Raw genomic sequence first — 14,490 nt, forward strand, 5'->3', positions numbered from 1 at the left:
GTTTGGTGAATGTGGTGGATGTAGCTCAGTTGGTTAGAGCACCAGATTGTGGCTCTGGGGGTCGTGGGTTCGAGTCCCATCTTCCACCCCAGTGCTGGGGCGTAGCCAAGCGGTAAGGCAGCGGGCTTTGGACCCGCCATGCGTTGGTTCGAATCCAGCCGCCCCAGCCAATTTTTATTTGTGAGCAGTGGGAGGTTAGGAGTGTGAATAAGGGAAAGCCGGTTGCCCGGTTTCCGGCAATTCCCACCGCTAACTTCCCATTTCTCATATCTGTGTTAGTACTGCAGCATAACTTAAAGATTTTCTACGTTTTTAGTTTATGGGCCATTAGCTCAGCTGGTAGAGCACCTGACTTTTAATCAGGGTGTCGGAGGTTCGAGTCCTCCATGGCTCACCAGTTCCAGCGGGCGTGGCGGAATGGCAGACGCGCCGGACTTAGGATCCGGTGGGGCAACCCGTGGGAGTTCAAGTCTCCCCGCCCGCACCAGGCCTGTAACAAATTATGTACCTCCGGAGGATATGATCCTCCGGAGGTATTTTTTATTCCGTCCTTAATTTTGCCGGGCTTAAGTTTCGGTGAAAAGAGAAAGGGTATTTATTAAATTTGGGAAATAACCTGCATAGCAGTGTTTATCCATGTTTTTGAACCTATAGAACCGATTTCCGCGAAAACAGTAGGATAGCACCAATTGAATCAGTCAACTTTTAATGCTATAATAAGTTGCCATACAGACAACTCTGAGTCGTATTATAAGTTGACAGGTAAATAATGTATGGATGGGGGGATTGCGTGAATAATCCATGGATAAGTGAAGGGAAATGGAAGGTAACGGATGAAGAGTGGAACGACTGGCGCTGGCAGATCAGCCACCGGATCACCGATGTGGAACAGTTATCCCCGTTCATTGAGCTAACGGCAGAAGAGAAGGGGGAAATTGCCGCCTGCCTGCGAAAATTCCGCATGGCCATTACCCCTTATTATGCCAGTTTGATGCATCCCACGGACTGCCGCTGTCCGGTACGCCTGCAGGCGGTGCCGCGGCGGGAAGAACTGGCCTGCACCAGGGGTGATATGCGGGATCCCCTGCATGAGGACATTGATTCCCCGGTGCCCGGCCTCACCCACCGCTATCCCGACCGGGTATTGTTTCTGGTCACCGACTGTTGTGCCATGTACTGCCGGCACTGCACCCGCCGCCGCCTGGCCGGTCAGCGGGACCGTTCAATGCCCAGAGCCCAGGTGGACAGGGCCATTGCCTATATCCGGAACGACCCGGCCGTAAGGGATGTGCTCATTTCTGGAGGGGACCCGCTGACTCTAACTGACGAACAGCTGGAATATGTCCTGGGCAAGCTGCGGGCCATCCGTCATGTGGAGATCATTCGTATTGGGACACGCACGCCGGTGGTATTGCCCCAGCGCATCACTCCGGAGCTCTGCTCCATGCTGGAAAAATATCATCCCCTGTGGATCAATACCCATTTCAATCACCCCCGGGAAATTACGCCGGAGGCGGCAGAAGCCTGCGCCCGGCTGGCCGGGGCCGGTATCCCCCTGGGCAACCAGTCCGTACTTTTACGGGAAATCAACGACAGCCCGGATGTGATGAGGGAACTGGTGCACAGGCTGTTACAGATCAGGGTGCGTCCTTATTACCTTTACCAGTGTGACCTTTCAGAGGGCATTGGCCATTTCCGGACACCGGTAAGCACCGGGATAGAAATTCTGGAAAACCTCCGTGGACATACCACCGGACTGGCCGTTCCCACTTATGTCATCGATGCTCCAGGGGGCGGGGGCAAGATTCCGGTGGGGCCCAATTACCTCCTGTCCCAGGCACCGGGGAAGGTTGTCCTGCGCAATTTCGAGGGGAACGTCTACCTTTATACCGAGCCCGGCCCGCGGGAAGAAAAGTACGTCAGGCCCGGTTTGGGTATAGCCGGAATGATGCGGGGGAGCGGGGTTACCCTGCCCAACCATGGCGGGATCAGGGCGGCCCGGATAAAGGGGGGACAATAGTATCGTGTTTGAGTTGATTAATTGCCATGTACCTGGTTTCTCCCTCAGCGCCCGGCTGGAGGAAACCAGCCAGCGCATATGGGTCACTGATTACCAGGCTTCCGACCCGGCTTTGTTCCGTGGTTTTCTGTGGGATCTGGCCAGGTTAAAGGGGATGGGCAAGATTGTTTTACCGGTCAGGAAAGAGGATTCCGTCAGAATACAGGGTGACGGTTTTATTGAAGAAGGGGTAATTAACGGTTATTTTGGTGGTGCCGACGCCCATTTCCTGGCTGCTTTTCCCCGGTTAAAACGGGGCGTTTCCCTGTCCGTGGCCCGGGAACGGAAAATGTTGCGGGAAATCATCGAAAAACCCCGCAACCGCCGTTGTCAGTTGCCGTCCGGCTTTAATATGCGCCTGGCGGCCAATAAAGATATTTTGCCGATGGCCAGCTTGTTCCGGCAGGTTTTCCGCAGTTATCCCACACCGGTTTATGATCCCCACTACCTGTTCCATTCCATGGAAAGGGGCGATCTTTTTATGGTGGTTTATCAAAGCCGGAATAGGCTGGCCGGTGTGGCCGCCGCCGAGATCCAGCCCCGGGACGGGCGGGCGGAACTGACCAATTGCGCTACCCTCCCGGAATACCGGGGCATGGGATTGAACACCCTGCTGCTGGCCGAGATCGAGAAAATATGTCTGGCACGCGGTATACTATGCCTGTACAGCCTGGCCCGGGCCTCGTCATACGGCATGAATCTGGTTTTGCACCGGCTGGGCTATGTCTTCCGGGGCACTCTCATTAACAACTGCCATATTGGTGGCCGGTTTGAAAACATGAATATATGGGTTAAGCCGGCGAAAGAGGAAAGAATGTTTTCCTGCGGGGTGTTATAATGCCTTCCCAGACAACTTATTAAATAAATATAGGTTGCCACCAGGTATATAATTTTATTTTTATTAAGATGTTAACGAGTAGACTTGATTTCCGGGGGATGATAATTAACGACAATCCCGTCACCAAAACAGGAAAGAGCGCCCGCGCAAAGAGCGCACCAGGGGTTTCCTGGGTAAGGTTTTATGGGGGCCCATGTCGGCCGCCGAGACACGGGTTTTCTCCAGTGAAGCAACTTCCGCCCGGGCTGTTTCACGGGCTGTTTAGTTATCCGGATACAGGAGACCAAAGGGACACAAAAAGGAGTGGTTCGGCCACTCCTTTTGCGATGTGATGATAAGCGTAGAAAAGTATGTTCAATGGATCCGCTCTGGTACCGTTGTCCACGCTCACTCCAGTGCCCCGGGCGGGAACTGTTTGCCATCGCCCGGTCATATATTTTCTCCCGGCTAAATAACTTTGTATAAACTTGTCCTGGAGTGAGCCGGTGTGGAAACTTTTTTCAACAAGCTGGTGTTGATCTATTTTACGGCCCTGGGGATTTTGCTGGGGGCGTCCCTGGTGGGGTCGCTGGCCGCCGTGCTGGTTCAGGAACCGCCGGTGGTCACCATGCTCAAGCTGGCCCGGGACGTGAAAATCTGGGCCATTGCCGCCGCCATCGGCGGGACCTTTTCCACCTTTGAAATTTTTGAAAGCGGGCTTTTTCAAGGTGAAGTGCGGGCCGTGGTCAAACAGCTTTTTTATATTGTCAGCGCCCTGGCCGGCACCCAGACGGCCCATTACCTGATCCTGGCCCTTTGTGGAGGTAAAGAATGAAACGCCTGCTGGCCGCTTTACTGGTAGGAATGTTGATGGGAGGCGCCCTGGTGAATGTTTTGCTGGGCGAACAGGTGGACCGGCTGACACTGGTGAACCAGGGTTTGCAGGATAAGCTGGCCAGTACGGAAAAGGAGCTGGAAAAGGTAAAGGAAAACCTGGCCTCCCGCCAGGTACGGACCATTACAGCTATAGAGGTGCATGTGACATTGCCGGGGAAGGACATCCCCGAGCTGGACCAGGCCAAAGCGCGCCTGGTGGTGGAGAACAGGGTACGGGAATGGCTACGTCCCTTGCTGGGGCAAGAGGTAAGCCGTCTGGACCACCTGTTGATTCCCCGGGTGGTGGACCGGCGCCAGGTTGATGTGGATGGCCGCAGGTATGTGTTGAAGGTCAACCTGGTGGTGGTGGCGGAAAAAACGATACTCTACCTGGACGCGGTACCACAGAAAAATAACTCCACCACCGGGATTGCCGGATCAGAGGAGCAACTCTAGCTTCCAGCCATATGGATGCCCTCCGCCCGGTTCTCCATACAATCTTTGGCCGCCGGCAAGCTACCGGGGATCAGGTGTCCCATCAACCAAGCAATCCCTGGACATCCAACCGGCGCCAGATACCTTTCCCGCTAAGGGTTATTTTTATTCCCTCCGGGGCTATCCAGGCATTTCTGGGCACAAAAACTGTCAGGCCGTTGGCTTCGGTCTGCTGGAAGTTTTCCGCGTCGGTGGGTTTGCCTGCATACACGGCAGGCATAAAGGTTGTACTCCCTCAGCCACCGCAGTTTTCCATGACCAGGGTGATGGTATCGGTCTGTTCCCGCACGTAGTCCCTGGCTTCATCAGAAACATGTACCTGAACCATTGGCATCGCCTCCTATAATACCCCATATGGTATGTTAATTGTAACCCTGACAAGGCCATTTTGTCAACAAAAAATTACTTTAAAATAGGTATTGACAGGATGGCATAATCGTGCTAATTTAATGTCGAGCATTACCCCAGGGGGTAGCTTTCCGCCAAAGGTTTTCATACACAATATATCCGGTTTTGGGAGGAGTATGTTTTTCCTGAAACTGGTTTTTAAAAGGATCCTATTTCGCTACCTAATAACATAGCAAATAAATTCTAAACTATTTTAGGAGGGCTGAGAAATGATTAAGGAAATGCTCAAGGAAAAGGAAAAGGGACGTAAAATGCGGCAGGCCGTTACCTGGGTGGGTTTACCCCTGGTGGCTGTGCTGGGATGGTTCTATCCCTGGCTGGGCTTTTTGATGCTGGGGTGTATGGTTGGTTCACTGGGAGTGGCTGCCTTCCGGGGACGGGCGTGGTGTGATTGGATGTGTCCCCGGGGTGCCTTTTTCGATCTTTTCGTGCGGCCCCTGTCCCGGAAGGTCAAAATCCCTGTCCTTTTCCGCAGCAGTTACGTCAGGGTGTTTATGATTGGTTTGATCTTTACCATGATCGGCCTGCAGTGGTACCTGGCCTGGGGAAATGTGGCGGCCATGGGGCTGGCCCTGGTCCGCATCCTGACCGTTACCACGGTGGTGGGCATTATCCTGGGGTTGATGATCCACCCCCGGGTTTGGTGCCACATCTGCCCCATGGGTACCCTGGGCCACTGGCTTTCTACGGGTAAAAAGCCCCTTTCCGTGGGTGATGCCTGCGTGAACTGCCTGGCCTGCGCCCGGGTATGTCCCATGCAGTTAGAACCCCATGAGTACCGGCTCCAGGGTATCATGGGGGACAACGATTGTATCAAATGCGGTACCTGTGTGGCCGCCTGTCCCCGCCGTGCCCTGTCCTTTGACAACGGCCGGTTGATAAAGAAAGAAAACCGGGCGGCTTAGAAAAGGGTTTTACAAAATCATATTCGTATGGCCCACCCCCCGGGTGGGCCATACATATCAAATGATTCTTTCAAAATGTTTCATTTCCTGGCTAGAATCCCCCGGCCTTTTTCTGTCTGTGCCGTTCCGCCCAGATGTCGTCGGCCACCCGGCCCCACTCCCGGGAACGGTCATCCAGGTGGGCGGCAATAATTCCTTTCAGGACGGTATCTGCCCCTTCGTGGGTGGGGCGGGCTCCCGATTCCTTTACAATGTCCCTTAACGCCTGAGGCACATCAATGATCGGGCAGGGCCGCAGCAGGTTGTTATGAAACGGCTGGCGTTTCTGGTAGGCGGCAAATAAAGGGGAACGCAGTACCTCCAGCAGGCTCTTTTCATTGATGTTGTCCAGGGCAAAGTGGACGAAGGCACAGGGCTCCACTTCCCCCGCGGCGTTGATGTGGAAGTAGCGCCGCCCGCCGGCGATACACCCTTCCACCAGTTCGCCGTCATTCCAGAAATCGGCGATTTGTATGGGTTTATGGGTACGGATATAGGGGATGCGCTCGGCCAGGTAGGCCCTCTGTTCCGGTGTGACCATCAGGTTAACATTGGGATTGCGGCCGATGGGGATATAGTGGAATGTCCAGCCGTAAATAACCCCTTTGTCAACAAGGAAGTCGATAAATTCGTCACTGGTGACTTCCATGACGTTTTCCCGGGTGATGGTGATGGAAACGCCAAAGGCCGCACCCCTTTCCCGCAGGAGATCCATGGCCCGCATGGCCCTGTCAAAGGTTCCCGGACCCCGCCGGGCGTCCGTGCGTTCCCGCCATCCTTCCAGGCTGATGGCCGGGGTGAAGTTGCCCACCTCCACAATTTTATCGGCCATTTTTTCGTTGATCAGCGTACCGTTGGTGTAGGCCATAAAGGCCATGTCCTGGTGCCTGGCCATCAGGTCGAAAAGGTGCGGGTAAACCAGAGGTTCGCCGCCGGAAAAGACCATCCAGTAAATGCCCAGCTCTTTGGCTTCGCTGAAGAGGCGGTCCAGCCGTTCCGGGGTTAATGAATTTTTAGCCGAGTATTTACCGGCCCAGCAGCCCTCGCAGGCCAGGTTGCACGCGCTGGTGGGATCCACCAGGATGAAGTTGGGGACGTTTACCCCCAGTTTTTGGGACATGCTTCGCTGTTTCGGTATGCCGAAAACCATGGCGTTCATAAACCAGTTGTAGGCCAAACGGTTACGTACATTGGGGTGAAGTTTTCGGGCCAGCCTGTTGATATACTCCTGGATGGCCGGGTTTTCCCGGTAGACAGCGGCTACTGTTTCCACCATGCGTTTATGTCGTTCTTGAATGGCCAGCAGTTTAACCAGGGTCAGCAAACGGGGAAAATTTGTTTCCGGGCTTTTACTCACATAAGTCAGGATGTTTTGAGCCAGGTGTGCGGAAAGGAAATTTTTTGTTCCATTCAGGTTTGGAGCAGGTAAACGCATCGGCAATTCCTCCCCAGGATACTATAGTTGATGGACAGCGTTTTCATTTGGAGATACCGGTGCCAGCAACGGTTAACGTATCGGACCTTTTAATGGCGGGACTGCGTTCTAAATATCTTCCACTGGAATCCCTCCTCCCGGTGAATGTTATTTAAACACTGCGTAATCCGGCCAATGCCCCGCCGGCCGGTGATGGGCAGCGGGTGCAACATGTCACCCAATAGACCTAATATCCCCAAAAGACCAAAATATATGCCAAAAAATTATTGTGATCGCTGAATGGCTTCGTTTAAAAAGCCCGCCAGCAGCTTGTGCTCCAGGGTATCGCATTGGGAAATGTGTTCCTCAAAACGGCGGATGGAGGATAACAGTTTACTGTTCAGGGTATCCTTCATATTCCGGAGCATCGTTCCCACGGCAGAACCGGCGAAAAGACTTAAAACCAGCTCAGGCTTGGGGGCCAGCTGGAGAATGTGCTGCAGGGTGGCCATGCCCCGGGAATTGATTTCGTGGATGTGGGTGAGTAAGAGGGCAATGGTATAGGCACTGAAAACCACCGGCAATTCCACCCGGGCCATTTCCTCCAGAAGTTCTTCCCTGATCTTCTGGGGGTTTAAGTTCTTCAGGTTGTCAAATACCGATAACAGCCTTTCCCGGATTAAGGACCAGTCTTCCATTTTGTCAGCTTTTAGTTCCTCTGCGGCATTTTCTGTGCGGGGGTATAAAAGCTGCAATGCCTTTTCCGTCGGCCGGAAAACTACCATGGAACGCCCGGGAGCCTTTTCGTTACGGTCCAGGGTGTATTCGCTGTACAGGAAATCCTCCCTTTCCAGCTCCTTCATGATATCGTAGGCCGTCCACTTGCTTACACCCAGTGCCTGGGCCACGGTGGCATAATGAACGGGAAGACCTGTTTGATGGAACAGGATGGCAATTTTTTGCAGGAATTGCTTGCGTCGTTGGGTAAGGGTCATTTTAAAATCACTCCTGCTGCCGGGATGGTGGTCAGGGACCCCAAAAAACCAAAATTTATTTTGATTATATTTCTTTCTTCGTGGAAAGTCAACGTTTTATGATGCGGCTCCTCCAGGGAAGATATTACCGCGAAGTCCCCGGGAAAACAACGCTGGTTTTGCTTTTTTAGAGACAGGCAAACAGGTGCCAGCAGGTTGCGGGCTTTCCATACTGATTTTGGGGTCCCATCCTTTGCCTTTCCGGCCATAAACAAATAACCCCCTTCGCTTGTTTTTTGTGGAGACAGCGAAAGGGGTATCCGCTGGGGTGGCAGGGGTTTCACCGGGATCTAACGGATTCGGCATATTTGCGGCTGTCCCGGATTGCCCTGTCCGTTGCGGTGGTGAAAATCCCGTAGTCCTTGGTACGTCTGCTCTGGTGCCGAAGGTGGGAGTCGAACCCACACGAGGGGTGAGCCTCACCGGATTTTGAGTCCGGTAATGTTTGCCTGAACCCGCTAACCCGCATAAACACTGCACTTTTTCCCTCTTCGGTATCGTCAACACCACCGGACTTAAGTTGTTACACAATTCCCCTGATGAGTTAGTCCGGTGATGTCAGGTTTTCGCTGGAAGTTTTCCGCTTCCTTCCCCCTCTCTCATAAAATTTACCGGTAGACACGATAAATATTCCATTATACCCCGGCCCTGTGGCCTGACCATCAGGTATTAAGATGAGCTGATGGCCGGGTAAGATGGTGGCCGGGTGAGCGGGTGGTCTGGCTACTGCAAGAGGTTTCTACTTTTTAGAAACGAGATGTTTCTACATTTTAGAAATTTTAGTTTCGTGGCCGGGAACTCTTCCTTACCATCCTTTTGAAATATCTTTCCATCTTCATTTCCAATTCTTCCCTCTCCCAAAGTCCTTTCTCAAACAACCTGTCCCGGTAGGACTTCATCTTTTCATACTGTTCCGGCGTTATTTTCCCCCTCTCTTTCCATTTCCTGTACTTGTCCAAAACTTGTGCCTTCAAGTCTAGCCCTTGTGCCCTTCGTCTACTCATTCTTTTCGCCGGTGTTTCGTGTTCCTTCCCCATTTCCCGGTTAAAGAATGCGTATAGTGCGGCGGTGAACACGTTCGGCGGCGAGATAACGGCCCGGCCTTTGATAACGTCCAATTCGGTGAAATTTCTAAGATGCCTGAGATACCTTTTGACGTTCTGATCCAGTATCTTTTGGGTATAGTCCACAAGCCCGTTTTCCGGCGGCTTTTTCAACTGGAGGTAGTAAATCCCTAAGTCATGGACAAAACTGCTGTATTCGGAGAAGAGGACGGGTGTTTTGCCCCGCATATACAGGCGGTAAGCCTTTGGCCCTTCCCCTAACTCCTGAAGAAACTGAACAAGCATTTCCTCTCTTTCGGAATAAAATCCTTCCTCAAATGGCCGGAGGAAATACCCCCTTAGCCTTGATTCCTCCCCCTGGACAACGGCCCCCCAAATGTCCACCACCATGTAGAAAAAGCCCAGGGTATTTTCCAATTCGCTTACCAGGACGGCGTTACCCTTTCTGTTAATAAGCGGCCCGTATTCCTGCCAGAAATCAATCAAGGCGGTATGGTTGCCGTCCAATACCCTTGTGGCCAGTGCAAAAACTTCCTTGTCAATGTCTGCCGGCAGATCTTCGGCTTTCTTCGGATTCTCCCATACCAGGCATGGCCGCAGGTATTTTCCCGGTAAATCCTCCCCTGTTTCCACGGCCAGCCTGTGGCTTTCCCAAAACTCCTCTGCTTTTCTGTCCGGCAGGGTAATCTCCCAGGGAAACTTTTGTTCAATCCAGGCCCGGCATTTGCCCGGTGTTTTCAAGGTGACGGTGGCGGTAATTTCCATGTTCTGTTCCCTCTCCTGTCCGTTATTGTCCGTTAACAATATTGTACTATGAGCATAGAAACTTTTCAAGAGGGAGGTTTTAAAAATGAACCGGGTGCGTGAAATTCGTCAACAAAAAAACATAACGCAATTCGAGCTTGCCCGCCGGACGGGGATTCACGTTGCGAATCTACACAAAATCGAACACGGTATCATTAAACCTTTTCCCGGCTGGCGGAAGAGGATTGCGGAAGCCCTGGAGGTGGCGGAAAATGAAATCTTCCCGGAAGAAAACTAACGGCGGAGTCCCCGTTTCGGCCTGGTGCAACGGCCAGCTTAGAAAAGTTGGCAAGCTGATTGAAGAAGATGGCAAGAAAGTTTTCATTCAGCGAATCAAAAAGCAAGACATTCTGCAAATCCGGGGTGCGGCGGGTGTTGATTTGAAATATGAACCCCCGCTTTCGGGTGACTGCACAATCCGACACATAGTCAAAGACGAATCCGGCAATGAAACGACATACGAAATTCCATTGCACATTTTGCAATCTCATCCAAAAACCGATGTTGCCAGCATTGGCCCTAAACACCCAAAAAGGCAATATCTACCATATAGGTATTGGAAGAACGTTACACAAGAAAAACTGCAACCCCGATTGTTCGATCTTGATTGAAAGCGGTGTAATCCATGAGCAGCAACAAGTATTCGTTCCTGGAACGATACGGCCAGACAATCCTAAAAAATGGCATTGCGGCAATTCCCTTCAGCTTATTCAACTGCCAGAAGGAGTTAGGGTTAGGCCCGGAAGAGGTTTGGTTCATATCCTACGTCCTTTCTTTCCGGTGGGGTGATGCCTTGCCCTATCCCTCCCTAAGTAAACTCTCCAGGATAAGCGGCGTTAGGCGTGACCGCTTGCATAGGATTGTTAACCGGCTAAAGAAAAAAGGCTTGCTGGTGGTGATTAATCGAAGGAGAACTGACGGCGGCAAAGACAGGAGCTTTTACGATTTTACGCAGCTTTTTTGCAGGATTGAAGAAATCATGAAAGCTAAAAGCCTTGATATTACTAATCCTATCGCTGATGACGGAGAGGATACCCATGTTGGAAAATCCGACATACCCATGACGGATATTCCGACATGCCCATGTCCGCAAAATCCGACATACCCATGTCCTCAAAATCCGACATGTAAAGAAGAAGAAATAAAAGAAGAAGAAGATAATATTACTACTACGCTTACCAGCGAAGAACAAGAATTTCTCTCTTTAATAAGCTCCGTAGAAGGATACCCTTTCAATAAAAAGAGAGACGCAGTTTTCTTACGAAACTTAAAAGAACTATTCCCTACCGTAGACATTCTAACGGAAACAAAGAAATGGGCAATCTACAAACAGGATAAACCGCTAACGAAGAAATCTAACCCCCGTAGTCAACTAAGGAACTGGTTAGAGATAGCTTCCAAAAAACAAGAGGGAGGTAAACAAAATGGCGGCAGAATTAAACCCGTTGCAAAACCATCAGCAACACTCAACGACTGGCTATGATGAACGCCTAATCGATAGGGTGAAAGAACTTTTTCCTGTTACCGCAACCTGGCCGGATGAGGCGATTGTTGAAAACATCAGGTATTTCAAGGAGGCAGCTGAACATATGAGAGGATATTGTTGTAATATTCATCCTTTAGATCCGCGACATACATACAAGGCCCCAACAGAACGGCCCGGTGAGTTTGAGGTAGTTCAGTGTCCTAAAGCCTGGGAAACGGGGGTAAAGGAGGCTATAGCCGAGGCCAATCTGCCAAAGCGGTTTCTGAGGCTGAAACTGTCCGATTTGGACGGGGAAGAGGTAAGGAAACTTTTTGACTATGTGAACGGTTTTGAGGCCCTGAAACGGGAGGGTAAAGGCTTACTGCTGGCCGGTAAAGTGGGTGTCGGGAAAACACAAAAAATTGTTTCGTTAGCCATTGAGTTGATTAACCGCTATTTGACGCAGGTGAAGTTTTTTACCTGTCAGCAATTCCTTGATCTCCACAAAGCGGCCATGAAAGACGGGTTTGCAAAGATGAAGCTTGAAGAAGATGCTTACAAATGCGAACTGGCGATAATCGACGATATAGGGGCAAATAGGTTCTCCGAATACGACCAGGCGGCATTCGGCAGTTTCATCAACGAACGTTACAACGAAATGCTTCCGGTAATCTTGAGCACGAATTTAAGCAAAGCGGATCTCACAGAACTTGTTGGTGAAAGAGTTGTTAGCCGGATCACCGAGATGTGCGAACGCATTGTTCTGGACGGCCCCGACAGGCGGACAAGGAGGGGGGAGTAAAATGATTACGATTCAATACGCAGGAAGCAAAAACTGCCCGGTTTTCCTTTGTGACGTGTGCGGCGAGCAGATTCAGCAGGACGGAAACGTCCTTTGGCGGCACAAAAAACCCGGTGAATTGAGATTTACCCATAAACGCTGTAATACGACTTTCAAGAAGGCCCACGGCCCGGACTGGGACTGGCTGCCCTTGCCCGCCTTTCTGGTGTATCTATGGCGTAACACGGCCATTGACGGCGGTAAAGCCAAAAAGGTTGTTGAGCTGCTGGCCCATTTTGGGGAAGGGGGTGCTTAACCATGTGGCTACGCCTTTACATAGCTTTCCTGCTCACCTGCATTGGCCTAGCGGTATGGAAGATTTTTAGCTGAAGGGGGAAAGCCGATGCCCAGGGTAACAGTCCGTCTGCCCCCGGAGCAACTGGCCCAATTGGAGGCCCTGAAGAAATGCTTAAACCGTGACAATAAACGTTTAAAGGCAACCACCAGCGATTTAGTTAGGGCAGCGATTGAAGCATATATTCGCCAATGGCAGTTTTTGGCCTGGCGGCAGGGTGGCAGTTATAAATTGAATCCCAAAAGGAGAAAAGAGGGGTAAAATGTGGGAAGTATAATCGAATTGCAAAAAGGAGATAAGGCGGCCTGGAAAGAGTTAAACACGAAACTTGAAGCACTAACGAGCATACTGAACGACATCGAAAACAGAATCACGGAACTGTCTCCTTACGTGGAGAAACACGCAAGCCTGATGCAACAGTATGAGAAAATCAAACGTGAGCGGGACAATGTAATAGCAACCATGCTGATGGCGGTAAGGAGGAGGTAAAAATGGCGTCCTTCGTAAAAACTAATTTAAAGGTCCGGCGGTTAAAGGACAACATGCGAATGTGTCGAAGGTGCAACGCGGCTGGAGCGGTGTTCGGTGGACTATGTGCAACCTGTCATGAATTTGCCGAACGTTCCCGGCGGAAGGAACTGGCCCGCCGGGGTAAGCTGAAAAACGGCGGATTGACAGGCAAACCCGGCCCCTGGCCGTGGAGGGAGATTGAGCATCAATGCCAGCAAATAATTGCAGGAAGAAAAAAGGAGGAATAAGGTATGAGCAAAATCGACAACAAAGCACGCCAGCGGGAACACGACCAATACCTTTCTATGGTAGGACAACCCCGGCGGCGGGTGCTGGTGGACACAAGTGAAATTTTCGATGAAATTGTCAGTCAAATGGCTACGCAAATCCTGCTCTACGAAGAGAAAACGCGTGGTAAAAACAGAATACGCAAGTTACTTGAGGACATCAGAGAACCAAAATTCAATTTGAGCGAACTGGTGGAAGTCATAAAGCAGGATGTTGAAAATGCGTACAAGGCCGATTTTGCCTACCTACACGGCCCAGATGTGCAACTGGGAGAAGAGAATCTAAAGGAAATCGAGGATTATAAACTGAAAGCCGTCACTCATTTTCTCGAAAGGATACGCAGGGAATTTTCGGAAGAATACCTGCAACGGCAGGTGGACAAATTAGCAGTAGCCTACAACATTGAACATTTAAAGCCGAAACCTGAACCGGATGCGGATACCATGAAGGCTATCGAAGAACTTCAACAGGAAGCTACGGCGACTATCGAGAGAATCAGGGCATTGAAACGAGAAATTGCTGACGCCAAATGCCGTCTGGACCAACTCTGGCGGTTGGAGGTCGAAGCCTTGCGTGGGACCAGCCGGGAGGGGCATTCGCAAGTTAGAGTAATGATTTTTAAAGAGTGGCCAGAAATAGGCCCCTGACACACGAGAAGGCCCCTGGAAACGAGAAAAAGCCGGGTAAGGTTATTACCTGCCCGGCTACGGCCACCTGGCGGCCCACCCCAACGGGCGAGTGATACCCCACCCCCGGCCCTTGAGGTTTCTGCCATGTCTCCCCATGTCCTTGCTGACGGCAAGCCATGGTACTGCTGGTGGAAACATACATCAAAATACTATAACCAAGTGTTAGAATTCTAAGTTTACGTTGCTAATAATTAGAATCGGCCCATTATGAGACAAAGAATCAGAAATCTAAGTAATGTAACTAACAATTAGAATATCGGACCCCAGGGGAGAAAGGCCCTGGCGGGGACATTTCCAGGAAGTATCCCCGGGCAAATCAAGAAACTGATGGTTTCTTTTCCAGCGATGTGGTAAAGTTATATATGAACCCGTCCTTTGGTACCCGCTTTTGCGGGAATTTTTTTGGACCGGGAAATAACTGACTGAGAGGCATTTTGGCATAAAAACTGACGGGAGGAGAGACTCTCCCGGCGGGCGGTACCCCTCC

Annotated in this window: 18 protein-coding genes and 4 tRNA genes; 18 read left to right on the plus strand and 4 right to left on the minus strand. The window is 51.2% G+C overall.

The features are described from left to right. Positions 1-14 precede the first annotated feature (14 nt). The 8 genes from GFC01_RS00710 to GFC01_RS00745 all read left to right on the plus strand — a co-directional run bounded on the left by GFC01_RS00710 (position 15) and on the right by GFC01_RS00745 (position 4,208). A tRNA-His gene (locus tag GFC01_RS00710) sits at positions 15-91 on the plus strand. Positions 92-95: 4 nt separating this feature from the next. Further along, a tRNA-Gln gene (locus GFC01_RS00715) sits at positions 96-170 on the plus strand. 151 nt (positions 171-321) lie between these two features. Then, positions 322-397, plus strand: a tRNA-Lys gene (locus tag GFC01_RS00720). Positions 398-403: 6 nt separating this feature from the next. Further along, positions 404-487 (plus strand) — tRNA-Leu (locus GFC01_RS00725). Positions 488-790: 303 nt separating this feature from the next. Then, complete coding sequence (gene kamA, locus GFC01_RS00730; protein ID WP_341473668.1) at positions 791-2,020, plus strand: lysine 2,3-aminomutase; 1,230 nt, start codon at positions 791-793, stop codon at positions 2,018-2,020. A gap of 4 nt (positions 2,021-2,024) precedes the next feature. Continuing rightward, the gene (gene ablB / locus GFC01_RS00735) at positions 2,025-2,897 is read left to right on the plus strand and encodes a putative beta-lysine N-acetyltransferase (RefSeq protein ID WP_341473669.1); all 873 of its coding nucleotides are present in this window, start codon (positions 2,025-2,027) and stop codon (positions 2,895-2,897) included. 487 nt (positions 2,898-3,384) lie between these two features. Further along, a complete protein-coding gene (locus GFC01_RS00740; RefSeq protein WP_341473670.1) occupies positions 3,385-3,711 on the plus strand; it encodes a YtrH family sporulation protein in 327 nt (108 codons plus the stop codon). After that, the gene (locus GFC01_RS00745; protein ID WP_152944723.1) at positions 3,708-4,208 is read left to right on the plus strand and encodes a sporulation membrane protein YtrI; all 501 of its coding nucleotides are present in this window, start codon (positions 3,708-3,710) and stop codon (positions 4,206-4,208) included. The genes GFC01_RS00740 and GFC01_RS00745 overlap by 4 nt, the downstream gene beginning before the upstream one ends. Positions 4,209-4,290: 82 nt before the next feature. On the opposite strand, the gene GFC01_RS19640 is transcribed toward GFC01_RS00745, so the two are convergent. Then, positions 4,291-4,575, minus strand: a complete 285-nt coding sequence (locus GFC01_RS19640; protein WP_279233408.1) for a CC/Se motif family (seleno)protein — start codon at positions 4,573-4,575, stop codon at positions 4,291-4,293. A gap of 289 nt (positions 4,576-4,864) precedes the next feature. Here GFC01_RS19640 and GFC01_RS00755 point away from each other — a divergent pair, with 289 nt between their 5' ends. Next, positions 4,865-5,560 (plus strand): 4Fe-4S binding protein, encoded by a 696-nt coding sequence (locus tag GFC01_RS00755; RefSeq protein WP_243137109.1) that lies wholly within the window; start codon positions 4,865-4,867, stop codon positions 5,558-5,560. A gap of 91 nt (positions 5,561-5,651) precedes the next feature. On the opposite strand, the gene GFC01_RS00760 is transcribed toward GFC01_RS00755, so the two are convergent. The 3 genes from GFC01_RS00760 to GFC01_RS00770 form a co-directional block, all read right to left on the minus strand. Then, a complete protein-coding gene (locus GFC01_RS00760) occupies positions 5,652-7,034 on the minus strand; it encodes a radical SAM/SPASM domain-containing protein (protein ID WP_152944725.1) in 1,383 nt (460 codons plus the stop codon). Positions 7,035-7,297: 263 nt separating this feature from the next. Further along, positions 7,298-8,008 (minus strand): LexA family transcriptional regulator, encoded by a 711-nt coding sequence (locus GFC01_RS00765; protein WP_152944726.1) that lies wholly within the window; start codon positions 8,006-8,008, stop codon positions 7,298-7,300. Positions 8,009-8,826: 818 nt separating this feature from the next. Further along, positions 8,827-9,597: a hypothetical protein gene (locus GFC01_RS00770; protein WP_152944727.1), complete on the minus strand. Its 771-nt coding sequence runs from the start codon at positions 9,595-9,597 to the stop codon at positions 8,827-8,829. Positions 9,598-9,961: 364 nt separating this feature from the next. On the opposite strand from GFC01_RS00770, the gene GFC01_RS00775 reads away from it, so the two are divergent. The 9 genes from GFC01_RS00775 (at position 9,962) to GFC01_RS00815 (ending at position 13,961) form a co-directional block, all read left to right on the plus strand. Further along, positions 9,962-10,153, plus strand: a complete 192-nt coding sequence (locus GFC01_RS00775; RefSeq protein WP_152944728.1) for a helix-turn-helix domain-containing protein — start codon at positions 9,962-9,964, stop codon at positions 10,151-10,153. Next, positions 10,128-10,526 carry a hypothetical protein gene (locus GFC01_RS00780; protein ID WP_152944729.1) on the plus strand — a complete coding sequence of 133 codons (399 nt, stop codon included), beginning with the start codon at positions 10,128-10,130 and terminating at the stop codon, positions 10,524-10,526. Before GFC01_RS00775 ends, GFC01_RS00780 begins: the two co-directional genes overlap by 26 nt. Positions 10,527-10,540: 14 nt before the next feature. After that, entirely contained in the window at positions 10,541-11,398 is an 858-nt protein-coding gene (locus GFC01_RS00785) for a hypothetical protein (RefSeq protein ID WP_152944730.1), read from the plus strand. Continuing rightward, positions 11,340-12,182 (plus strand): ATP-binding protein, encoded by an 843-nt coding sequence (locus GFC01_RS00790; protein ID WP_152944731.1) that lies wholly within the window; start codon positions 11,340-11,342, stop codon positions 12,180-12,182. The genes GFC01_RS00785 and GFC01_RS00790 overlap by 59 nt, the downstream gene beginning before the upstream one ends. Position 12,183: 1 nt before the next feature. Continuing rightward, a complete protein-coding gene (locus GFC01_RS00795) occupies positions 12,184-12,477 on the plus strand; it encodes a hypothetical protein (protein WP_152944732.1) in 294 nt (97 codons plus the stop codon). 87 nt (positions 12,478-12,564) lie between these two features. Next, positions 12,565-12,777 (plus strand): ribbon-helix-helix domain-containing protein, encoded by a 213-nt coding sequence (locus GFC01_RS00800; protein ID WP_152944733.1) that lies wholly within the window; start codon positions 12,565-12,567, stop codon positions 12,775-12,777. A gap of 3 nt (positions 12,778-12,780) precedes the next feature. Next, positions 12,781-13,005 (plus strand): hypothetical protein, encoded by a 225-nt coding sequence (locus GFC01_RS00805; protein ID WP_152944734.1) that lies wholly within the window; start codon positions 12,781-12,783, stop codon positions 13,003-13,005. A 2-nt stretch (positions 13,006-13,007) separates the two neighbouring features. Continuing rightward, positions 13,008-13,274 (plus strand): hypothetical protein, encoded by a 267-nt coding sequence (locus GFC01_RS00810; protein ID WP_152944735.1) that lies wholly within the window; start codon positions 13,008-13,010, stop codon positions 13,272-13,274. 3 nt (positions 13,275-13,277) lie between these two features. Next, the gene (locus GFC01_RS00815; RefSeq protein ID WP_152944736.1) at positions 13,278-13,961 is read left to right on the plus strand and encodes a hypothetical protein; all 684 of its coding nucleotides are present in this window, start codon (positions 13,278-13,280) and stop codon (positions 13,959-13,961) included. Positions 13,962-14,490 lie beyond the last annotated feature (529 nt).

The organism is Desulfofundulus thermobenzoicus, assembly GCF_009428905.1.
Taxonomy (GTDB): Bacteria; Bacillota; Desulfotomaculia; order Desulfotomaculales; family Desulfovirgulaceae; genus Desulfofundulus_A; species Desulfofundulus_A thermobenzoicus.